Genomic DNA, 22,204 nt, shown 5'->3' with positions numbered 1-22,204 from the left:
TGGCTTTGTTTTATTTAAGCATATTTTCTAAACATCTATCTATCAGATCTATGAATTTTAAAAAATATATTTTTCACTAGTTTATATGATCTTTCTCATAAAATCAATAAAAATGATAACAAAAGCAGGTTTATCTTAAATGAACAATGGTTTATTACTCTTTTTTATTTAATGACTTTGATATGTCACAAATAAAAAGTAAAAATCAGAATTTTGTCTTAACACTGTTAAATCATTTATGCTTATCAGGCATGGCTAGTAAAGATCGCATACAACGTCTTAAAGACGAAAATAGAAGCAATATTCTTGACGCCTCTCTTCAGATTGTAAAAGAAGAGGGATGGCAAGCATTGAGCATGCGTAAGATCGCCGATATCATCGAATATACGGCACCCATGATTTATGAATATTTTGCAAACAAAGATGCTATCTTAACAGAACTTGCTAACCAAGGTTACAGGCTCCTTGCCCAAAAAGTAAAAGAAGCAAAATCTACAGAAACAAATCTGGAAAAACAATTGGAAACTATGTGGTTTAGCTATTGGGATTTTGCCTTCGAGGAACGTGAACTTTATCAATTAATGTTTGGTGTCGGAACTGCCTGCTGTGGTTTTGAAAAAACATATAAATGTGCTGAATCACACGGGAAGATGATCAGTGATGTTATCCGAGAAATTATGAAAGAAAAAAATCCTTCGGAAGAACTGATCTGCAGAAAGTACTTTACATACTGGTCTATTATACATGGATTAATATCGATCAATCTGGTGAATCAAGGTAATGGAGATATTACCAACCAACAAGTTTTAAAAGACGCGATTTACGGAATTACACGTTCGCTTACTGATTAGTTTTTTTTACCTTAAATAATACAACGTTAAAGGATTTAACAGCGTTAAATATACCATACCTCAATTTTTTAATATAACATGAAAACACATCTATTACTGGATTTTAAGAGAATTTACGTCTTATCACTTAACAGTGTTAAACAACTTAATGTAGTAAAGGCGCTTTATTTTTTACCTGCAATTTTCCTGTACAGCTGTACCACAGGAACAAGCAAACCAGCACCTCCTCCCCCTGCTAACTTACCGGTAATGACCATATCAAACGGTGAGGAAACAGTCTATCAGGAATATCCTGCTAGCATCGAAGCATCGGCCAACATTGAAATCAGACCTCAGGTAGAAGGTATTTTGGACCGTATTTTTGTCGATGAAGGAGCAAAAGTTAAGAAAGGTCAGGCACTCTTCAAAATTAATGATCGTCCTTATCAAGAGCAACTTAATCAAGCGAAAGCTAATTTACTATCTGCCCGTGCAGCATTAGAAAATGCGTCTTTAGAAGTAGAGAAAAAGACACGGTTAGTCAATAATAAGGTATTGACAGATTTCCAACTCAAAACAGCAATCAGCGCCCGAAATGCAGCAGAAGCAAATGTTCAACTTGCGATTTCAGCAATTGAATCCGCTAAAATAAATGTTGGATATACGTTGATCCGTGCCACATCTGATGGCTTTATCGGAAGATTGCAAAAAAAGCAAGGAAGTTTGGTTAGCCCATCTGATGCACAACCATTAACGGCTCTGTCTGATGTACAGGATCTACATGTATATTTTTCTCTAGGCGAGAATGATTTCATTGCATTCAAAAACAACACAGCAGGAAGCAATTTACAACAAAAATTAAACAATCTTCCTCCGATTAACTTAGTGCTATCTGATCAAAGTATATATGATCAAACTGGTAAGATCGATATGGTGGACGGTCAATTTGACAAAAACACCGGAGCCATTACTTTACGTGCTACTTTCAAGAATCCCGAAGGTGTTTTAAGAAATGGAAATACGGGACGTGTACGATTGCAGAAAAAATATGACAATACGCTATTGGTACCACAAATGGCAACCCTCGAGATGCAGGATAAAATTTTCGTTTATACTGTTAACAAAGAAAACAAAGTAGTGCAACAGCCTATCACAGTCATCGGCAAAAGCGGATCCAATTACCTCGTTAGTAACGGCCTTAAAGAAGGAGACCGTATCGTATATAAGGGAATTGATTTGCTTCAAGATGGTCAAGTGATCACCCCACAAGCACTACCTAAAGACAGCATCAACTAAAACATAATACGATAAACAAAATGTTTAAAAAATTTATAGAAAGACCCGTACTTGCTACAGTTATCTCCATTCTGCTCGTCATATTGGGGATCATCGGGATCCTAAAACTTCCTTTGCAACAGTTTCCCGATATTGCTCCACCAGCGGTGCAAGTTACGGCACTTTATCCCGGAGCAAATGCCGAAACGGTACTCCGTGCTGTAGCCCCCTCTCTTGAAGAGTCCATCAATGGAGTGGAAAATATGAGTTACATGAGTTCCACAGCCAGTAATGATGGTTCTCTCATGATTACCGTTTATTTCAAATTAGGAACTGATCCGGACCAGGCTGCAGTCAATGTCCAAAATCGTGTTTCACAAGCCACCAGCCAACTTCCAAGCGAAGTTGTACAGGCGGGGATCACAACCGCCAAGCAGCAAAACAGTCTGATCATGGTATTAGATCTTTATACGGAAGATGAAAGCAAATATGATCAAACTTTTATTACCAACTATGCGCAGATCAATATTATTCCTGAACTTAAACGTATCCCCGGAGTAGGACAAGCTTTGCCCTTTGGCGGAAGTAAAGATTATTCGATGCGTGTATGGCTCAAGCCTAATCAGATGGCGACTTACAAACTGACACCAGAGGAAGTCATGGCGGCCATTCAGGATAAAAACGTTGAAGCAGCTCCCGGAAAATTCGGAGAAAGCAGTAAAGAGGCTTTCGAATTTGTTATCAAATACAAAGGAAAACTTAACCAGCCAAGCGATTACGAAAACATTATTATTCGCTCTAATACAGATGGTTCGGTTTTAAGACTTAAGGATGTTGCCCGTGTTGAATTGGGTTCTTATACCTATGCCAGCCACACTCGAATCAATGGTAAACCTGGACTTAATATCGGTGTAATGCAATTGGCAGGTTCCAATGCCAATGAAATTCAGATTGCGATCCAGGAGTTTATGGAAAAAGCATCATTAAGTTTTCCAAAAGGGGTCAAATACTTAGTGCTTTATAATACGAAAGATGCTTTGGATCAATCCATAGACCAAGTTAAACATACTTTAATAGAAGCTTTTATACTGGTATTTTTAGTCGTATTCCTATTCTTACAAGATTTTAGATCAACACTGATTCCTGCCATCGCAGTTCCTGTAGCGATCGTCGGAACCTTCTTCTTCATGCAGTTATTCGGCTTCTCGATCAACTTGCTGACACTATTTGCACTTGTCCTCGCCATCGGTATTGTGGTCGATGATGCTATTGTCGTCGTCGAAGCTGTACATGCTAAGATGGAGAATGAACATCTGTCTCCAAAACTGGCCACAACATCGGCCATGAGTGAAATCACAGGAGCCATTATTTCCATTACATTAGTTATGTCGGCGGTATTCCTTCCAATCGGATTTATGGAGGGATCAACAGGCGTATTTTATCGGCAGTTTGCTTTTACTTTGGCCATTGCTATTGTTATTTCAGCTATCAATGCGTTGACTTTGAGCCCGGCACTCTGTGCACTTTTTTTAAAGCCTACGCATCATAACCAATCTGATAAAAAGCAACTCAACTTTAAAGAACGCTTTTTTGCTGGATTTAATGTCGGTTTTGATCGATTAACTAAAAACTATATCGGTAGTCTGCGTTTCTTAATTCGTTACAAATGGATTGCATTTAGTGCTTTGGGCGTGATATTACTGCTTACTGTTGTCATGATTCGCAAGACTCCAACTGGTTTTATTCCTTCGGAAGACCAGGGTTTTATTGCAATATCTCTTTCAATGCCAGCAGGAGCATCTTTAGACCGTACATCAAGCGCATTAGCCGAAGCAGAACAACAGTTGCAACATGCCGATTTTACAAAAACATTGAATGTTTTAGCCGGCTTCAATATTTTGACACAGTCAACTAGCCCATCTGCTGGTGTGGCTTTTATCTTACTTAAATCACATAAAGAACGGGGAGCTATAAAAGATATCAATGCTATTATGGCTGATGTTAACCAGAAATTATCTAAAATTAAAGGTGCTAATTTTTTCGTCTTTACTTTCCCAACTGTTCCTGGATTTAGTAATGTTGATGGACTTGATATGGTTTTACAAGATCGAACTGGTGGCCAACTGGGTAAATTTAGTACTGTAGGACAACAGTTTATTGGAGAACTGATGCAACGTCCTGAAATTATGATGGCCTTTACCACATTCAAAGCCGACTATCCGCAGTTCGAACTGCAGGTTGATGACATAAAGGCTGAACAGCTCGGTGTAAGTACCAAAAGTATTTTGCAGACCATGCAGGCATACTTCGGAAGCTCGCAGGCTTCAGACTTTAACCGATTCGGTAAGTATTACCGCGTCATGGTTCAGGCTGACGTACAAGACCGTACCGAGCCCTCTTCTATGGACGGGATTTTCGTTAAAAATCGTCAGGGAGATATGGTTCCTATCAATACGCTGGTTACCATGACACGTGTATATGGTCCGGAGACAGCATCACGCTATAACCTATTCAATTCTATTGGTATCAATGCGATTCCAAAACCTGGATACAGTTCAGGAGATGCTATTCGTGCGGTAGAAGAGGTAGCAAAACAGCACCTCCCTACAGGATATACTTATGAATTCTCGGGTATGACAAAAGAGGAAATTGTTTCGGGTGGACAGTCTACTCTTATTTTCATCTTGTGTTTGATATTTGTTTACTTCCTGCTTGCTGCACAATATGAAAGTTATATCATTCCATTAGCAGTTATCCTATCTATTCCAACAGGAATCTTCGGCGTATTTGCTGCGATTAGTCTAACAGATATATCCAATAATATTTATGTTCAGGTTGCCTTGGTTATGCTGATCGGCTTATTAGCCAAAAACGCCATTCTTATCGTTGAATTTGCTATTCAGGGACGTAAACGAGGACTTTCGATTGCAAGTGCTGCTCTAAAAGCTGCAAAACTACGTCTGAGGCCTATCATTATGACCTCTCTCGCTTTTATCGTAGGAATGATCCCAATGATGACGGCAGTTGGTCCTTCAGCGCAAGGAAATCACTCTATTAGTATTGCCGCTGCAGGCGGTATGCTCAGTGGAGTTGTACTTGGCCTATTTATCATTCCGGTACTTTTTATTTTCTTCCAATATATACAAGAGAAAGTAAGTCCAAATCCTACGGAAAAACAAGAATTGGACCAACCAGAAGTGGTTAGGGTACCCGCACATACTAATGTTTAGTGAAACAATGACAAAATTGAAATACATGAATATAAAAGTAAACATACTGATGGCTTTCATATTACCCCTTGTTGTATGGTCTTGTAAAACCGATAAACTGATCAGCAACAAGGATCTTGCTCCTGCCCTTCCTACACAGTTTCGTGATCAAGAAGAAGGAGTAAAAGAAACGAGCATCGGTTCCATTCCATGGAGAGACTTCTTTCAAGACCCTATTTTACAAGTTCTGATTGATAGTGCCATCCATCAAAATGTAGACATGCAACTCGCCATCAAAAACATCGAGTCATCGCAGCTGATGTTAAAACAAGCTAAGGCTAACTATTTGCCAAATTTGCAATTGCAGATAAAAGCAAACAGTACTAATCCATCCAATAATAGTATGAATGGGTTGAGTCTAGGACAATTTCTAGGTCAAAATCATGTTGAAGATTATACAGCATCGTTAGGACTATCGTGGGAAGCCGATCTATGGGGAAAGATCAAGAGTCAAAATACCGTAGCATTAGCTTCTTATTTACAGACCGAAGAAGCAAAAAAAGCTGTACAGACACAACTGATTTCTCAAGTAGCACAGGGATATTACCAGTTGCTTATGCTTTATCAGCTACATGAGATTGCACAGCAAAATCTACGTCTTAGCGACAGTACCTTACGCATTGTCCAACAACAATACGAAGTTGGTGACATCAGTATGTTGGCTGTAGAGCAAGTGGATGCGCAACGTCTTGCTGCGGCCAGTCTTATTCCAGATTTTGAGCAGCAGATCCATTTACAGGAGAATGCCATTCAAACGTTGAGTGGTCGACTACCGCAGGAGATTAAAATCAAAGAAAAACTGGCAAATATTCAACTTCCTGACAATTGGTCTGCGGGTGTACCTGCCGATTTATTGAGCCGTAGACCTGATGTTAAGCAAGCAGAACTTGCTGTTACCAGTTCCAAAGCCTATCAACAATATGCTAAAGCTAGGATGTATCCTTCCTTAGTTATCAGTGCCGAAGCTGGAATCAATGCTTTCAAAAGCAGCAATTGGTTCAACATACCAGCTTCCCTATTTGGTGCCGTCGCAGGAAGTATTACCCAGCCTATATTTCAACGTCGTGAACTAAAAACACAATACGAAATCGCACAAATTGATCAAGAAAAAAATGTTATCCGATTTAAACAAACAGTGATCACAGCAGTTGGTGAAGTATCTGATGCTTTAATTTCAATACAGAAATTAAAAGAAAAGCAACGCATCACTTTAGAAAGAACCAATCGATTGAAGAAAGCTATTCAACATGCCGATGTGCTTTTCGAAACCGGAATGGCAACTTACTTGGAAGTCATCACAGCTCAAAGCAATATGCTACAAAGTGAATTGGAACTTGCACAAGTTAAGAAGGCAGAACTTGCTGCTGTTGTCGATTTATACCGATCACTAGGTGGTGGCTGGAATCAATAATTAACATATACAAGTATAACAAAGGAGCAAGTTTAATAGACCTGCTTCTTTGTTATTTTTAAAACTTATATAGCCCTTTTTAAAAATTATTAATTCTACAGATTATCTTTTCCCCACCTCTTAACCTTTTCGATCCACTTTTTCCGCAAATTTTCATCAGCTGTTTTTACAATACCGATGTAGCTTACCTTTATTGGAGTAACACCACAAAACTGTAGTGTTGATTTTTTCAATTGATTGATACTTGGTCTTCCATAGATAAGACGGTAATACCAGCCCGGCTGATCCAATGTCGTAATGATATGCCCAGTCTTACCTTTCAGCAGTCGATCCCAAAATATTGAATTAGGTCGATACTTAAAAGCCATACCTGGTAAAAACAAACGGTCTATAAATCCCTTCATTAAGGCTGGCAATCCGCCCCACCATACCGGATGTACCCATACAAGATGATCTGCCCACAAAATCATTTCCCAAGCTTTGATTAAATCTGGTTCTAGGTCCATACGTTTGTGATAACCATATTGGAGATTAGGATTAAACTCCATATCTGCAATTGTAATCTCTTTTATTTCGGCTCCTGATTGTTCGGCTCCTTCAATATAGGCTTTTACAAGAGCAAAGTTTAGCGCATCTTTATTAGGATGTCCATTGATAATTACTATATTTTTCATTAGCGTAATTAAATTTGTAAACACTACATTTTAGCCACATCCATTAATATATTTTTACATTAATGGTTTTATATTCCATTAATTGTTGCTGCAAATCCTGTTTTTTATGCAATTCATGCGCAAAATAGACACGATTATTAAAAACATTTTTGCAAAGAGATTCAATATGTATAACTGTTGATAAGGCAGTCAATTCAGCCTGCCCTTTCTCACTGAGTACACTAATTTTCTTAAATTTTCCATCAGTATTTGCTACCGTAATTTCGAAGACTGCTAAATCTCCATTTCCACTCGATCCGAAAACTTTCTTCCTAGTATTAAGAGACAGCTTATTAAAAATTCCGAATTGTTGCATCGTCCCTAATAACCAGGTTATAAATTTAGAATTATAGGTCATCTTGACAGAGACATCTGAGATTTTTTCAACTTTATTAAGGATATACAAATCCGGTACGTCGAAATTATAAACTTGCCGACGGCCGATTCCAAACCCAAAATTAAAATAATCGGTATCCAAAAAATGTTTAATCTGTACGGGCTCATTGTTCTGGTATCGGACAAAAGGTTTGGCAACATTTTCTGCCATAAAATGAGCTGAACTTTCTCCTGCAAGATCTTTAACAGAATAGTAAACGGCTACATCAACTTTTTCAATATCAGTCATGCTGTTTACATTCGCCTTGATCAAACCAGCAATTATTCCTCCCATCCAACCCGATGCAAATACAATCCGGCTATTGATATCATGACCTACGAGCGAGTGGTAGGCTTTCATCAATGCTGGAGTTGGTTTTGTAATATCAATATAATCCAAATGGTGTTTAACCGCAAAATGTAAAACATTGTCTTCGTTATCATTTACACTCAACACAATAATATCTATTTTTTTATCTAAAATAGACTGAAAAGTATCTGGTTGGTTGACATCAATCGTTAGTTCATTATTTTCCACAGTAGCTTTCCGACTTCCCACGAAGAGGTCAGCATCAGGATTTCTGGATTTAAGTATCCGATAAATAGTCTTCCCTACCAATCCTTTACCTCCAATAATTAAGATATTCTTTTGCATATTTTTTTTATACAAAAATATCGCTGAAAACTTAACCTCTACAGGACATATGTCTAAAAGGTAATTGTGACATAAGAACAGTTCTGACTATAAAGATTAATTTCTGGTTAGTATTAAATTAATCTCAGAACTCTTCTTTTTCAAAAATTAATAAGGGTAAGGGAGCATCCGGTTGTCAGATATAAAAAGGGATACTTGTTGAAGTACTGAAATAATAGGATTTAGTTTTTCTACAAATTACGGCATAGTATTAAAATTTCTCGGAACATTAAAAACAATCAATATGTTAGGTTATTTCATTGGACAAGTTTGTAAATATCGGCTAAGCGTATGCGTACAAAATCTCGCTCGCGCCTTCCCTCACTTGTCCTATCAGGAAATTAACATACATCGTCATAATTTCTACCAAAATCTTGCCCGTATTATATGGGAAAATTTTCATCCTCGTCAGGTAAAATTACATTTATCAGAATCAGCCCTTGAAACGATCAATAGGCTCCAAAAACAACGAAGTCAAGCTATACTGTTATTAGGTCATTACGGAAATTGGGAGCTGATAACGAAAATACCACAATTTACAAACATACCTACACAAGCTCTATATAAACCTTTAAAAAACAGATTTTTAAATTATTTAAGTTATAAAAAAAGGACCAAACATGGTATGCGCCTGTTGCCTGCTCAACATGCATTAAGGATACTTTTACGGGAAAAACAAACTCCTTCCATTACATTATTTATTGCAGATCAATTTCCTGGACATGACAATGGAATTGCTGTTGAGTTTTTACAACAAACTACCTTCATGTTTTCTGGTGCCGAAAAGCTAGCAAGGCAACTAAATACATCTGTAGGATATGTTTCCTTACACCCCTTAAATAAACAAGTGTGGGAACTTGATATTACACCTATATGTGATCATGCGGCATCAACTTCTGAAGGATTCATAACTAGGCAATTTGCGTCCATGCTGGAAAAAAGCATACAAAAAGACCCTAGTTGGTGGTTGTGGACACATCGCCGTTGGAAATAAAAATAAAGGGTAGAGTGCCTACCAATTGTCTTAATAAAATTTAGATACTTCATATGATCAGAAATTTTGAAATTAAAAAAACAGTGCTTTGCGTATTTATAATGGTTATTTACTGCCAATTTGTGGAGGCACAAGTACAAATAGAAATGAAAACCGAATATATTGGAAAATCGGACTACCGAAAATCAGAGAACGAAAAAAGCGAAAAAGTAGGTGATAGTCAAGGTGCTGCTATGGTTCACCAGGCTAACATGACGATTCCTCTATCTTTAAAATTGAACGAAAATAAACGTCCCACACTCTGGGCTATAAGTGCAAATGGTGTTTATGCAAAGCTGGCCAATAAAAACTTTACAGCGCCCTTAGTGGTAGATGAAATATTAAATATTGGGATGAATCTAACTCATTTAAGACCTTTGAACGACCGGTGGTCTATACTGGCGACTATCGGTGGAGGTATTTTTATGTCTAATACTGATTTTTCAAAAGCAGGATTCAAAAATGTACTTGGCAATGTCGGAACTGTTTTCATTCGTCACTTAAAACCAAATTTGGATTTAGGCGGTGGTATTATGGTCAACAATTCTTTTGGTTTCCCAATGGTCTTTCCTGCCCTTTATCTCAACTGGAAAACTGAGGGGAAATATGCTGTAAAGATAGCTCTTATGCAGGGCTTAGAGTTATCCGTAGGATATGATTTGACGAAAAATTTCCGGTTAAATCTTATCGCAGAAATGAATGGCCAGACAGCTCTTCTACAACAAGAAGGAAAAGATAAAATGTTTTCACATTTATATATGATTGCGGGTTTTCGCCCAGAAATAAAAATAGGAAAAAAGATATCAATACCGCTAACCGTTGGTATGAATCTGTGGCGACCAGCTCAGATCACAGATAGAACATTGAAAAGTATGTTTCAAGATAAAGAGTATTATTTCAGAGCATCTCCCTATGCATCGGCAGGTTTAAAGATGAATTTATAATAAAGCAAAAGGAGTCAGATATTATTACTATAAATCTGACCCTTCAACATATTTTAAGAAGCAATCTATATTCAAAGATACAAGACAAAAAATAGTTATAACATGCCTCTAAAAATTATTATTATACCCATCTAAACCTTATTGATTGCTTTTTATTCGTTAAGGTCACATTGATAAATCAATATCACATTAGTGACTAAGAAGTAATCTCTTTTCGTATACGACTCAGATGTCTTTGCGTAATACCAAGGTAGGAAGCGAGATAATGTAATGGGATTTGCAAGATAAATTCTGGTTGATTTTTGAGCAACGATGCATAACGTTGGGCGGCAGTTTCCTTCTGCAATTGAAAAACCCTTTTTTCCAATTCTAGATATTGCTGTTCTGCTATAATCTTAAGAAACATAGTCCATATCGGCTTCTCAAGAACCAATTGATCAAGTTTATTTTTCTGAATCACATATAATTCTGTCGGCACAATAGCCTGTATGGCTTCCACACTAGGACCACCAGTTATAAAAGAAGAATAGGCCGCCATAAGATCATTTGGAAATCGAAAACAATAAGTAATATCGTCACCATTGGGAGTTGTATAAAAGGAGCGAAAGATTCCAGATCGAATAAATGCCACTTCATTACTTTTTTCATGCTCACGAGCAAAATAATCTCCTTTACTCAACTTTCTGATCGTAAAAAGTTGAAGAACTTGTGCAATCTCCTCTTCCGAAAAAATTCCAAAATCACGAAAAAATGCTGCTATCATTTATGCTCTATATCTAATTTCAGTACGTTCTAACAAAATTATTATTACAAAGCTACATTTTATCTTTTGCAGATAGATCTATTCATGCGCTATAGTTATTCGTTTTACATTTAAGCCTATAAAATTTATTTTTTGTAATTTTGAATCAATAACAGAAGACTCATTAAAACAGAATATACATTGGAAGAACTACAGTACAGCAAGATATATGGAGCAGAAAACGCGGGTATTCCGTTAGTAGTTATACACGGCTTATTTGGCATGTCCGATAATTGGGGAACATTTGGCCGCAATTTTGGAGAAAAAAGACAAGTGCATCTTTTGGACCTTCGTAATCATGGGCGCAGTTTTCATAGTGAAGAGATGTCTATCGAAGTTATGGTTGATGATCTATCTGCCTATATCGCATCTATTGGAGCGGATCAAATTGATCTTATTGGACATTCATTAGGTGGTAAAGTTGCCATGCAATTTGCTATAGATCATCCTGAAAAAGTAGCTAAATTGATTGTAGCTGATATTGCCCCCAAATCCTACCCTCCGCATCATGAAGATATATTCAATGCACTAAGTGCCGTTAATATTGAAACTGTCGAAAATCGTAAAGACGTACAGATAGCACTTGAGCACTATATTAAAGAACCAGGAGTTGTCCAGTTTTTATTGAAGAACGTGTATATCAAAGAAGACCGAAGTCTAGGGTGGCGTTTCAATCTAGACGTTCTGAAAGGTAAATACACTTCGTTTATCACAGTAGGTGTCAAATCAGGTATATTTAAAGGACCTACTTTATTTTTGGCTGGTGAAAAGTCACAATACATCCTGCCCGAAGACAAAGCAACTATCGAAAAGCAGTTTCCAAAAGCCATAATAAAAACAATCCCTAATGCAGGACATTGGGTGCAGGCAGAAAACCCACAAGCATTTGATGCTTTTGTTGCCGAGTTTTTAAATCAATAAAAAGAAGTTTCTTATAACTTTCTTTTCTAAAAAAGGTTTCCAAAACAGGAAATTCTAGTAAAATATAAAGCCTCTTGAAAAAATCAAGAGGCTTTATAGTATTATTCTTCATCTCTTCATCAAGTATACACCTAAAAATTTAGTCTCTTATCAAAAGTACTCCTTCTTGAATACCAAAATCATTCTTCTGGTTCTGATTTTAATATTGTTAGACACGCATTAAGATATACTCCTATTTAACTAAGACTAGTGAAGTAATTATACAGATATTACATAGAGATAAAATAGAGGATATATAGAGCTTTACCTCTACGAACCCTCTAGAAACCCTCTATTATGACTCAATAAAATCTTTATAAGATATAGATCAGCTCATCACATGTGTACAAGAAAGTCTAGCTGAAAAGTGCTTACATTTTTAATTCTCCGGGAGAAATACCGTAATATTTTTTAAATGCGCTACTGAAGTTATTTTGATGTCCATACCCCGTCAACAATGCTACTTCATATACTGTCTTTTTATCCGCTAACAAATAATTTTTAGCTTTTTCCATACGTACACGTGTTAGATAATCGTGAATAGTAACTGAGAAATATTCTTTAAAATCTTTACGCAGTTTACTTTCACTGGTTAACACTTCTGCAGCCAGTTCTTTTTGGGTCGGTGGATTTGCGATACGTTGCTCCAGGATGTGTCGTGCCATTTCAAGCCGTTGAATATCTTCCTCATGAAATAAAGAATCCGTATTTCCTTTTTGTTCGTTGTACTGTTCAAATTGGTACATCAGCAATTCAACAATCCGAGACTCGGTATGTAATCTTCTTATTTCTCCTTTTTTCTTTGATTCAATTAATTCAGAAATGGTATGTTGCATTTCGTAAGTAGCAACAAGATCTTCTTCAGAAAATGAAGCATATTGCCCTTTTTCGATCTCATGCACAAACTGCTGATGGAGCAATGAATCTCTCTTAATTAAATTGAGGTAATATTCTTTAGATATAACTGCTATAAAATAAATATATTCAATACCAGGTTCTACTTGATGGGTTGTTCGCACAGAAGGAATGTAACGAATATTATGTCTACTCATGCCATAGGGCATTTTTGCATCTTTTGGTTTAAAAAATATAAATTGACTTGTAATCGTTTCACCTTCTATTTCAGTGAGGATCTGTACAGGTCTATCGAAGTTCATTTTAGAATGTAATATAAAAAGACCAGAAGTTGAAAGTTGAAAATTCTCCATATGCACAGGCCCCATTTCAATAATGGTTTTGTTTTCAACCAGTGGTTTGTCTGGCACATAACTGTCCGGGATTTCTTCCTCAAAAAGCCAATCTTCCAACTCTACTATTTTACTTTTCACTAACATGATTACAGTTTAAAATAAGCTTTGCGCAGTTAAAATTAATGAAATAAGCTGGAATATTAAAATTATTTATAATCTTTCTAAATAACTATCAAATTCAACATGCATTTCTTCAAGTTGAACATAAGGTTTCAATGTTCTTGGATTCATCGTCACATTTGATTCGACTGAAAAAATAGTATAGATTTCTTTCTTATTCAAAACCTCCACTGGCGTACCATCAAATAGCTTTCTGCCATTTTTGAGCATCATAATGCGATTGGCATATGTAGCTGCAAAATTAACATCATGTACGATCAAAATAACCATGAGTCCTTTGCGCGCCAATGCTTTGGCAATACCTAAAACTTTCTGCTGATAATGTAAATCCAATGCTGAAATAGGCTCATCTAAGAGCAAGAGTGCATCTGGATTATCCCATATCTGCGCTAAGACCCGAGCTAAATGGACACGTTGCTGTTCACCACCTGATAAACTTAGAAAATCACGGTCTGCAAATGATGCTACACCACAAAGTTTCATTGTTTCGGCTACAACTTCGAGATCATGCGATTGAGGTACATTTTTATAATGTGGATAACGACCCATTAATACAATTTCATCGACTTTAAAACTTAAAGTCATTTGCTGTTGCTGACTCAATAAAGCTCTACATTGTGACAAAATATATGGAGTATAATCCGACAGTAGCTTTCCATTTAAGTGAATGCTCCCTGAGCAGGGTTTCTTTTCTCCGCAGAGTAATCCCATCAAAGTAGATTTTCCTGCGCCATTGGCACCTAACACAGCCAATACCTCTCCCTTCCGTACTTGAAAAGTAACATCTTTCAGGAGTTTTCTTCCCTTGATTTCGTAATTAAGTTTCTCTACACGTAACATAACAGACCCTATATTTGAACTAATTATTTTTCCTTTATCAAAATATATAAAAACAAAGGAGTTCCCAATAGGGCGGTGATCACGCCAATTGGAAGCTCTATTGGAGCAACCGAAACCCGAGCTATAACATCTGCTAGCGTCAGCACCAAAGCGCCAAACAGCAACGATCCAGGTAAAACAAATCGATGATCTGCCCCACCTATAAGACGAATAATATGAGGAACAATCAATCCCACAAAACCGATAATGCCTGAAACTGCTACAGAAGCTCCTACAGCTAAAGTTGAAAGGACTACAACCCATCTTTTGATACGGTCGGTTTGTACACCTAATAAATCGGCCTGCATTTCACCGAGAGCGAATGCATTTAATGATTTTCCAAAAAAAGGTAAACAGATTAAGGGAATAATTATAAACGGAGCAACTGCCAATAGATTTTCCCATGTAGCTCCACCCAGACTACCAAGCAACCAAAATGTAATGGTCCGTAATTGCTGCTCGGTCGAGACATAGGTCATCAAGCCCGTCAGTGCACCAGCAAAAGCATTGATAGCAATTCCAGCCAATAACATCGTTGTTACGGATGGCTTACCATTTTTACTAGCTATACGATAAACCAAAAATGCTGTTAAACCTGCACCTGCAAACGCTCCAAAAGCTAACACATAATAACCGATCCAAGCTGAAAGTGAGGTGAAAACCAATGTTTCAAAAGCAATGATCATCACAGCAAATAACGATGCGCCAGAAGATATACCGATGAGTCCAGGTTCTGCTAATGGATTACGAAATATTCCCTGGATAGCTGCTCCAGAGATACCTAATGCTGCACCTACAAGTATTCCCAGCAATAAGCGTGGTAATCGAATCTCAAAAATGACATCCTCATGCATACTGTTGATGGGTGTTGCTGATGCTAAATGCGTTTTTTGCATCAACAAGGAAAAAATATCTCTGGGAGGAATAAAATAAGCCCCTAATCCCAAGGAAATTATACACACGACAATTAAAATTGATACAAGTGCCAGTAAAATTAGCTTCTGTCTTTTATACACATCGATTACTTTGAATCCATTATTCTTACAAAACCTCTGTGCAATTCCAGAATTGCGTCAGGTAGCCGATTACTAAAATTGACTAATAAAGAAGCATTCATCGCGAGAATACGTTTATTTTTTCCTGCATTGGTAATTCTCATACCGGGTAATTTTAAAATTGCATCCTCACCCCCCAAACTACTAGCCCCAAAATCGAATAGCAATATTATATCTGGATTGGCCTGTACCAGCGCTTCTGTCGTATAAGGTTTAAAATCAGAAAACTCTTGAATAGCATTCTTTCCTCCAGCTAAATTGATGATTGCATCTAAACTACTCCCCTTACCGGCGACACTCATAGTGCCCGTACCACGTGCATAAATAAAAAGAACTTTTGGAGGAACTTTACCTTTATTTTCACTTTTAACCAATTCAGTAATACGGTTCAAACTTAACTTTGTTTGGGATACCACTCCTTTTCCGAGCTCAGGTTGACTAATGGCATCCGCCACTTGCTGTATATAATTTAAAGCGCCTGGAATTGTATAGTTGGGTTTTAAGGCTATATATTTTACACCAGCTGCGCGTACTTGTCGAATGATTGCTGCAGGAACTTCACCTTCATTTGCTAAGATGATATTCGGTTCAAACGAAAGTAATCCCTCTGCTGAAACTGAACGATTTTTACTTACACGGGGCAAAGCTGCGGCGGCCATAGGTGAGACACTGGTCACATCGGTAGCAACAACACGATTCCCCACACCTAATCCAAATATCGTCTCAGTAATGGAACTGTTCAATGTAATAATCCGTTGCTGTGCATGAACACCAAAAGCAATATACATACAACAATGGATTATTATAATAAAGCAAAATCTACTCATTCTTTTTTCTTTTATTCAAGTTAAAAGCTTCACGACAGGAAAACTATCTAACGCTTTTCAACACAAAACAAATCAATAATCAGTCTAAATACAAATTAATTTAAATTTACCTTTTGCTTGCACTTTAGATAAAAATAAGTCAAACACCCCTATAAATCAATCAAATACATCAATTTAAAAGTTATAAAAGGATATATTCAAATCGAATTAAATAGAATTAATGTCAGTTTTCATATAGAAAAGTTCAATTCAATTGCCTTTTTTTGTAATATTATTTAGATTGATTAAAAATAACCTAGTGTTTACAAAAAGCTCCTTAATACGAACTAGTTCTCTCCTGATATTTTGTGCATGCAACTTAATAGTAACTCATGCCCAAGATAAATTACAGATTAGTGGCATCGTAAAAAACAAATCTAACAAAGCGATCCCAAACGTTACGGTTTATTTATATCCTGATAAAAAGGCTATAAAGACAGATACTTCTGGCCATTTCTATTTTAATCAGCTTTATGCAGGTAGCTATGATTTAGAAGTCCAAGCTCTCGGTTATAAGAAATTTCAACAGACCATTGATCTAGAAGATAAAAAACAGCAGCTGAATATTATACTAGAGATTGATAACCGTCATATTGATGAAGTACAGGTAAATCGTAAACTGGAAACGGTAGACAATCTTGTTAAAGCCGAAAATGCAGCTATGCCTGTTAAGATTATTACCAAACGTGAAATCGAATTGATGGGGAGTCGCCGACTGGATGAAGTATTGAAAGAACAAACAGGTATTGCCATAGTCAATGACATTGCCGGAGGATCAAGAGCTGTCGGGGTACAGATCCAAGGTTTTAGTAGCAACTATGTGATGGTATTAGTAGATGGACAACCCATGTTGGGGAGAAACAGTGGGAATTTTGATTTATCAAGAATTTCAGTTACAAATATAGAACGTATAGAAATTATAAAAGGAGCTTCATCGTGTCTTTATGGCAGTGATGCTTTAGGAGGTGCTATTAATATCATTACGCGACATGGTGCAGTGACGCCACAGCTACACACTTCATTTCTATATGGCACATTAAACACGGTAGATGCAACTTTAGAAGCTGAAACACCTTTTGACAATCAACGTGGAAGTATTGTTTTATCCGGAAACTACTACCGCACTGATGGATTTAATACTGACAAAAACTATCTGGAGTCAAATAGTACCACTTATCCCCCATATACCAATTACAGTTTTCAAGGACGCACACGTTATCGTATCAGCAAAAATGGAACAATCGGTATTACGGCGAGGTATGCAGGCCGAGTATCAAAGATGATCAATGCCTGGTCTGAACAGACCATATTGAAAGATACCCAGAAAGATCAAGATGTCAACATATCCGCGAGTTATGACCATAACTTTGAATCAGGGATTAGGAGTATGTCTCGCTACTATTATTCAAGATTTCACTCAGAAATGGCTACAGAGTGGCTGCGACAAGGAGTATTCGCCGGCGCTGAAGAATTTGGTCAAGATGTACATCGCATAGAACAACAGTTTGCTTATAGTCCTATTACAAAACTAAAATTTACGGCTGGTATCGGTGGAAGTCTAGAGGTAATGGATAATCAAAAACTGGATGCAAAAAGATCGTTAAATACAGGTTTTGTATACTTACAGACCGAATGGAAACCTGTTGATAGGATACTGACCACTTTGGGATTACGCTATGACCAAACAAATGTCTATAATGGTCATCTCAGCCCAAGTCTTGGCTTACAATATCATATTAATTCAACTCTTATTGCCAAAGCAGGGTTTGGTGCAGGATTTAAAGCTCCTGATTATAAAATGCGGTATCAGGTATTCTACAATCCAGCAGCAAACTATATGGTAGTTGGTACAGAACGCGTGGCAGATGTTATAGCGGCAATGGATGCATCTGGTGAATTGAGCTATAAAAATAGCTATATGTTAAATTTAGTTGCGGGAAATTTGGAAGCGGAAACTAGCCTATCTAATAATATTGGTTTAACATGGAATGCTAGTCAAAAAATTCAAGCTGATATTTCGGTATTTTATCATCGCATTAATAATCAAATTAATACGGTCAGTGTTGGTAATGGAACTAATGTGGCTCAAATATACAGTTACCGTAATCTACCAAAAGCCATGAACAAAGGCTTCGAAACTTCAATTACTTATCAGGCAAACAAAGTTTTACAGTTTTCTGTAGGCTATCAATATTTGATTGCAAAAGATTTAAGTGTCTTAGACAGTATAGCAAGCGGAAACTTTCCTTACAATCAAATCAATAATCCGCAAACAGGAGAATATCGCCAAAGTAAAAAATCAGATTATTGGGGTATTGAAGATAGATCAAGACACATGATCAATTTTAAAACACAATATGAATATAAACCCTGGGATATGAATATCAATGCAAGAATTAATTTCAGAGGAGATACGCCATTTCAAGAATATAATGGAAACCAATTCATAGACAAGAATGATATCTTCATTCCATACCACACTCTTTTAAATATGACTGTTGAAAAAAGTCTTATGAAAGGAAAACTTACTTTTCGTCTCATTGGAGACAACCTGTTTAATTTTACTAGCCGGTATTTATTGGGACAACCAGGTCGCATAATTATGGGTGGACTAAGTTATCGTTGGATCAAAGAATAAGTTTTCACCGATCACATTCCATGTAGGCATAGAATAACAGAACCTAATTTTTTAATAGTAGATAATCCTCATTTCAAGATGAATTATAATTAAAATTGCTACAAAATGAATACAATAAAACTAATAATAGCTGAATGCAGCATATTGATTTCTTTTAGTAAAATAGGTCGCTGTATTTTCTATACAGTTATCGTACTCCTTATTGCTTCTTGTGGCAAGGATAAGGAGTATAATATTGTACTTGAAGATGGCAAGAGTATCGTCATTAAAGATCTTCCAGGTGATACCGATGCTTCTATGGGAGATGGAACAGAAGGTAAAGAAAAACGCAACTTTTATACTTTCTTATTTCGTTTCAAGGATCAGAAACAAATTTGGATTAAGACAAAAGCAGATTCGGCGCAATGGTTAAAAACCAAAGATTGGGACTTAGCTTTTACTGGCCCTTATAATTCCGAAGTTTTTGTCAACAATTCGCAATATCAATATAACCCAGGATATCAAGGAGAGGCTAACAATACCGCAGTCATTTTACTCAAACAACCCTATCAAAGTATCGCCCTCGCTCCTTCGGATGACGAGTTTAATAAAAGTGAAGTTAACAAAATCGGATGGGCATCATCAGAAGGTTCAGATGGGTGGTTTCGTTATAGCCTGAACAATCACATTATGCAAGCGCTACCTAACAGAACATATGTCATTCGACTTCCTGATGGAAAATATGCTAAGTTACAACTTATCAATGCCTACAAAGGCAATCCATCTGCCGTTACAAATATGAACTGGCCAGCTCCCTATTATACATTCAAATACTATGTACAAGAGGATGGTAGTAAGGCGTTAAACACAAACACGCTCTAAAAAATGAAAATTAATTATCCGTTAATAGTATATTCTGCCATAAATTTTATCAAATAATATTTATGGTAAAGTAATTTTCATAGATGCTGATCATATCATAAAAATAAAAACGCAATTATACCATAGTGTATTAATGAGTAAATGATTCCAAATCTCTTAATAATCCACAGGCTAGTGATTATCCTTAAAAAAATATTAAACTTCTAATTAACAGCTATTTAACAAGAAATATTTGTTGATTATTACAACTAACAAATAAGCTTAAAAGCTAAACTCTAAAAAGCAAAAAGCATAGATTAAATATCATTTTTAATATACAATGGATAAGCTAAACTCATTACCTTTACTATTATTTAGAATTAATATAAATAAAGATAGCAATCAAATAACCTGATCATATAACCACGGGAATAATTGAAATTATAGTATTACAATATATAGCACTAAAAATGAAAATAACAAAAACTAATACCCTTTTAAAATTCGTTGCAATCTTTGTTTTTTTAACATTGCTAGGCGCCTGCAGTAAAAGCGATCCTAAAATAGAACCAGAACCTAATCCAGAAATTTCAGAAGGAATGTTCAATCGCTTAATTTCAGTAAAGAACTTTGGAGAGGACTTACCAACGGGAACTTTACCCACAACGAAGCAATCGCCTATATATTATAGTTTAGAACAGAATAAGGCTATTACGCCAGATTATAGGCTGACAACACGTTGGGATATTTCTTTCGCAGAGATATACAGGAGTTTTGTCAATTGCAATAATAGTTCAAATGGATACGGAGTAGGTGGACCTGGTAAAGGTGGAATTTATCTAGTCAAGAAAAAATTTGAAGATGTTATAGATATTCCCTCCGATGCTGAATTCCGTAGAGGAGAAAAGGCCTATGGAACAGATGACTCTGGAACTTTTGGAGAAGGTCTGGGATGGTATCTATATGATTTTGGTGGAGACATCAAAGGTGGTGGAGCCGAAAACAAAAAGCATGTTTGTTATCCAATTGAAGGGCATACCTTGGTAGTACGCACAGCTAATGGCAATTATGCAAAAATCAAAATTCAGAGCATCTACAAAGACTTATTAGATCCAAAAGATTGGTATAAAACTTCACCCACACCATTCTTTACTTTCCAATATGTATTAGCGAAATCCGGGAGTACCAAATTTGAAATCAAGAATTAAATAATAATATCCATAAAATACGATAGTTCAATATTTAGATAAAATGAAAAGAATATACACTTTTATAAGCATACTATTCCTAGGGTTACTGTTTAGTAACTGTACTAAAACGGAGGATCTGCCTTTACTTCCCAGCGACAAAATACTGGAATATAAGGTGACCAACCTCCCGAATGACGATGTTATCTATGGTGCTATAGATAATGGGGAAAATACCATAACGGTTTACTTACCCTATTATTATGGATTATTAGTAATTGATCCTACAATCCAGGTATCATCTGGAGCCAAAATCGTGGAAGAGATTCTGCCCGTTAAAACGGATGAAAAGGATAAAACATATACTGTAAAATCCGCAACAGGAACAGCACGTACTTACAAATTAAAGATTGAATTACAAAGTACACCTTCTTTTGAAGCGGCTTTTGCATCAACATCTTCCATTGCGCTGACACAAGGACCAGGAACCGCTTTCCCTGCAATAAACGGAACTTTCATGCATACAAACTCTACTCTAGTCAGTATAGTACTCATCAACCAAGAGACGAAGCAACGTGTTCAGATGCCAACGCCGAATAGTTTAAAAGTTTCTCCTTTAGGATATCAACTATCTTATTCTGGCACAGAACGGGAAAATCGTATTCCTTCGGATATCCTAGCGGGCATATACGATGTCGAAGTGACCAATCTTAATCATACCATTAAATTAGCCAATCCGATCAAGATTACCTATCGACAACCAGATGTGGCTTTAACATTATCAGGTTTAAAACTAGCTAAAAACACGGATTGGACAATCAAAGCCTATTTAAGCAAAGTAATACTTGATCCTACAGCAGTTATTATGACACTTAATGGCAAAGATTATCCGCTTACAATCAAATCCCATACCCGTAGCGAAATGCAGGTTTCGTTACCGGCAAACCTTCCAACAGGGAATTTCGAAAATGTTCAGATCAAATTCCAGTTCAAAGACTGGGCTGATATCGTGAAAACACAACAAAATTCAAGTACGATAACAGAATCATAAATATGCATTCAC

General features: G+C 36.6%; 18 protein-coding genes. 11 read left to right on the top strand and 7 right to left on the bottom strand.

The annotated features are described in order from the left end of the window. Positions 1-251: 251 nt before the first annotated feature. The 4 genes from M2265_RS21305 to M2265_RS21290 all read left to right on the top strand — a co-directional run bounded on the left by M2265_RS21305 (position 252) and on the right by M2265_RS21290 (position 6,785). Positions 252-851 carry a TetR/AcrR family transcriptional regulator gene (locus tag M2265_RS21305; RefSeq protein WP_132771065.1) on the top strand — a complete coding sequence of 200 codons (600 nt, stop codon included), beginning with the start codon at positions 252-254 and terminating at the stop codon, positions 849-851. Between the two features lie 78 nt (positions 852-929). After that, complete coding sequence (locus M2265_RS21300; protein ID WP_132770853.1) at positions 930-2,126, top strand: efflux RND transporter periplasmic adaptor subunit; 1,197 nt, start codon at positions 930-932, stop codon at positions 2,124-2,126. 20 nt (positions 2,127-2,146) lie between these two features. Then, complete coding sequence (locus M2265_RS21295; protein ID WP_132770854.1) at positions 2,147-5,335, top strand: efflux RND transporter permease subunit; 3,189 nt, start codon at positions 2,147-2,149, stop codon at positions 5,333-5,335. Positions 5,336-5,360: 25 nt separating this feature from the next. Continuing rightward, a complete protein-coding gene (locus tag M2265_RS21290; RefSeq protein WP_132770855.1) occupies positions 5,361-6,785 on the top strand; it encodes an efflux transporter outer membrane subunit in 1,425 nt (474 codons plus the stop codon). 95 nt (positions 6,786-6,880) lie between these two features. On the opposite strand, the gene M2265_RS21285 is transcribed toward M2265_RS21290, so the two are convergent. Further along, complete coding sequence (locus tag M2265_RS21285; RefSeq protein ID WP_132770856.1) at positions 6,881-7,459, bottom strand: NAD(P)H-dependent oxidoreductase; 579 nt, start codon at positions 7,457-7,459, stop codon at positions 6,881-6,883. A 43-nt stretch (positions 7,460-7,502) separates the two neighbouring features. Further along, entirely contained in the window at positions 7,503-8,528 is a 1,026-nt protein-coding gene (locus tag M2265_RS21280; protein ID WP_132770857.1) for a saccharopine dehydrogenase, read from the bottom strand. A 283-nt stretch (positions 8,529-8,811) separates the two neighbouring features. Between M2265_RS21280 and M2265_RS21275 the strand changes: the two genes are divergently transcribed. Beyond that, on the top strand, positions 8,812-9,561 hold the full coding sequence (locus tag M2265_RS21275; RefSeq protein WP_132770858.1) for a lysophospholipid acyltransferase family protein: 750 nt from the start codon (positions 8,812-8,814) through the stop codon (positions 9,559-9,561). A 53-nt stretch (positions 9,562-9,614) separates the two neighbouring features. Then, the gene (locus tag M2265_RS21270) at positions 9,615-10,544 is read left to right on the top strand and encodes a DUF6268 family outer membrane beta-barrel protein (RefSeq protein WP_410528503.1); all 930 of its coding nucleotides are present in this window, start codon (positions 9,615-9,617) and stop codon (positions 10,542-10,544) included. A 196-nt stretch (positions 10,545-10,740) separates the two neighbouring features. Here M2265_RS21270 and M2265_RS21265 read toward each other — a convergent pair whose 3' ends face one another. Further along, positions 10,741-11,307, bottom strand: a complete 567-nt coding sequence (locus tag M2265_RS21265) for a Crp/Fnr family transcriptional regulator (protein WP_132770859.1) — start codon at positions 11,305-11,307, stop codon at positions 10,741-10,743. Between the two features lie 180 nt (positions 11,308-11,487). On the opposite strand from M2265_RS21265, the gene M2265_RS21260 reads away from it, so the two are divergent. Continuing rightward, positions 11,488-12,267 carry an alpha/beta fold hydrolase gene (locus M2265_RS21260; protein ID WP_132770860.1) on the top strand — a complete coding sequence of 260 codons (780 nt, stop codon included), beginning with the start codon at positions 11,488-11,490 and terminating at the stop codon, positions 12,265-12,267. Positions 12,268-12,677: 410 nt separating this feature from the next. Here M2265_RS21260 and M2265_RS21255 read toward each other — a convergent pair whose 3' ends face one another. From M2265_RS21255 to M2265_RS21240, 4 genes are all read right to left on the bottom strand, one after another. Further along, positions 12,678-13,640 (bottom strand): helix-turn-helix transcriptional regulator, encoded by a 963-nt coding sequence (locus M2265_RS21255; RefSeq protein ID WP_132770861.1) that lies wholly within the window; start codon positions 13,638-13,640, stop codon positions 12,678-12,680. A gap of 66 nt (positions 13,641-13,706) precedes the next feature. Next, a complete protein-coding gene (locus M2265_RS21250; RefSeq protein WP_132770862.1) occupies positions 13,707-14,516 on the bottom strand; it encodes a heme ABC transporter ATP-binding protein in 810 nt (269 codons plus the stop codon). A gap of 23 nt (positions 14,517-14,539) precedes the next feature. Next, entirely contained in the window at positions 14,540-15,517 is a 978-nt protein-coding gene (locus M2265_RS21245; protein WP_264599377.1) for a FecCD family ABC transporter permease, read from the bottom strand. 59 nt (positions 15,518-15,576) lie between these two features. After that, complete coding sequence (locus M2265_RS21240; RefSeq protein WP_237682782.1) at positions 15,577-16,398, bottom strand: heme/hemin ABC transporter substrate-binding protein; 822 nt, start codon at positions 16,396-16,398, stop codon at positions 15,577-15,579. A 337-nt stretch (positions 16,399-16,735) separates the two neighbouring features. Here M2265_RS21240 and M2265_RS21235 point away from each other — a divergent pair, with 337 nt between their 5' ends. From M2265_RS21235 to M2265_RS21220, 4 genes are all read left to right on the top strand, one after another. Further along, positions 16,736-19,114: a TonB-dependent receptor gene (locus tag M2265_RS21235; protein WP_243655432.1), complete on the top strand. Its 2,379-nt coding sequence runs from the start codon at positions 16,736-16,738 to the stop codon at positions 19,112-19,114. 105 nt (positions 19,115-19,219) lie between these two features. Next, complete coding sequence (locus M2265_RS21230) at positions 19,220-19,975, top strand: HmuY family protein (RefSeq protein ID WP_132770865.1); 756 nt, start codon at positions 19,220-19,222, stop codon at positions 19,973-19,975. Positions 19,976-20,424: 449 nt separating this feature from the next. After that, a complete protein-coding gene (locus M2265_RS21225) occupies positions 20,425-21,162 on the top strand; it encodes an HmuY family protein (protein WP_132770866.1) in 738 nt (245 codons plus the stop codon). Between the two features lie 43 nt (positions 21,163-21,205). Then, the gene (locus M2265_RS21220) at positions 21,206-22,192 is read left to right on the top strand and encodes a hypothetical protein (RefSeq protein WP_206368412.1); all 987 of its coding nucleotides are present in this window, start codon (positions 21,206-21,208) and stop codon (positions 22,190-22,192) included. The last annotated feature ends 12 nt before the right edge of the window (positions 22,193-22,204 follow it).

The sequence above is a fragment of the Sphingobacterium kitahiroshimense genome (genome assembly GCF_025961315.1).
GTDB classification, from domain to species: Bacteria; Bacteroidota; Bacteroidia; order Sphingobacteriales; family Sphingobacteriaceae; genus Sphingobacterium; species Sphingobacterium anhuiense.
The sequence above is the reverse complement of the archived record's forward strand: the minus strand, read 5'-3'. Positions and strand labels throughout refer to the sequence as shown.

Coding starts and splice junctions, on each gene's coding strand:
- M2265_RS21305 (WP_132771065.1), top strand. CDS start 252: ATGGCTAGTAAAGATCGCATACAACGTCTTAAAGACGAAAATAGAAGC.
- M2265_RS21300 (WP_132770853.1), top strand. CDS start 930: ATGAAAACACATCTATTACTGGATTTTAAGAGAATTTACGTCTTATCA.
- M2265_RS21295 (WP_132770854.1), top strand. CDS start 2,147: ATGTTTAAAAAATTTATAGAAAGACCCGTACTTGCTACAGTTATCTCC.
- M2265_RS21290 (WP_132770855.1), top strand. CDS start 5,361: ATGAATATAAAAGTAAACATACTGATGGCTTTCATATTACCCCTTGTT.
- M2265_RS21285 (WP_132770856.1), bottom strand. CDS start 7,459: ATGAAAAATATAGTAATTATCAATGGACATCCTAATAAAGATGCGCTA.
- M2265_RS21280 (WP_132770857.1), bottom strand. CDS start 8,528: ATGCAAAAGAATATCTTAATTATTGGAGGTAAAGGATTGGTAGGGAAG.
- M2265_RS21275 (WP_132770858.1), top strand. CDS start 8,812: ATGTTAGGTTATTTCATTGGACAAGTTTGTAAATATCGGCTAAGCGTA.
- M2265_RS21270 (WP_410528503.1), top strand. CDS start 9,615: ATGATCAGAAATTTTGAAATTAAAAAAACAGTGCTTTGCGTATTTATA.
- M2265_RS21265 (WP_132770859.1), bottom strand. CDS start 11,307: ATGATAGCAGCATTTTTTCGTGATTTTGGAATTTTTTCGGAAGAGGAG.
- M2265_RS21255 (WP_132770861.1), bottom strand. CDS start 13,640: ATGTTAGTGAAAAGTAAAATAGTAGAGTTGGAAGATTGGCTTTTTGAG.
- M2265_RS21250 (WP_132770862.1), bottom strand. CDS start 14,516: ATGTTACGTGTAGAGAAACTTAATTACGAAATCAAGGGAAGAAAACTC.
- M2265_RS21240 (WP_237682782.1), bottom strand. CDS start 16,398: ATGTATATTGCTTTTGGTGTTCATGCACAGCAACGGATTATTACATTG.
- M2265_RS21230 (WP_132770865.1), top strand. CDS start 19,220: ATGAATACAATAAAACTAATAATAGCTGAATGCAGCATATTGATTTCT.
- M2265_RS21225 (WP_132770866.1), top strand. CDS start 20,425: ATGAAAATAACAAAAACTAATACCCTTTTAAAATTCGTTGCAATCTTT.
- M2265_RS21220 (WP_206368412.1), top strand. CDS start 21,206: ATGAAAAGAATATACACTTTTATAAGCATACTATTCCTAGGGTTACTG.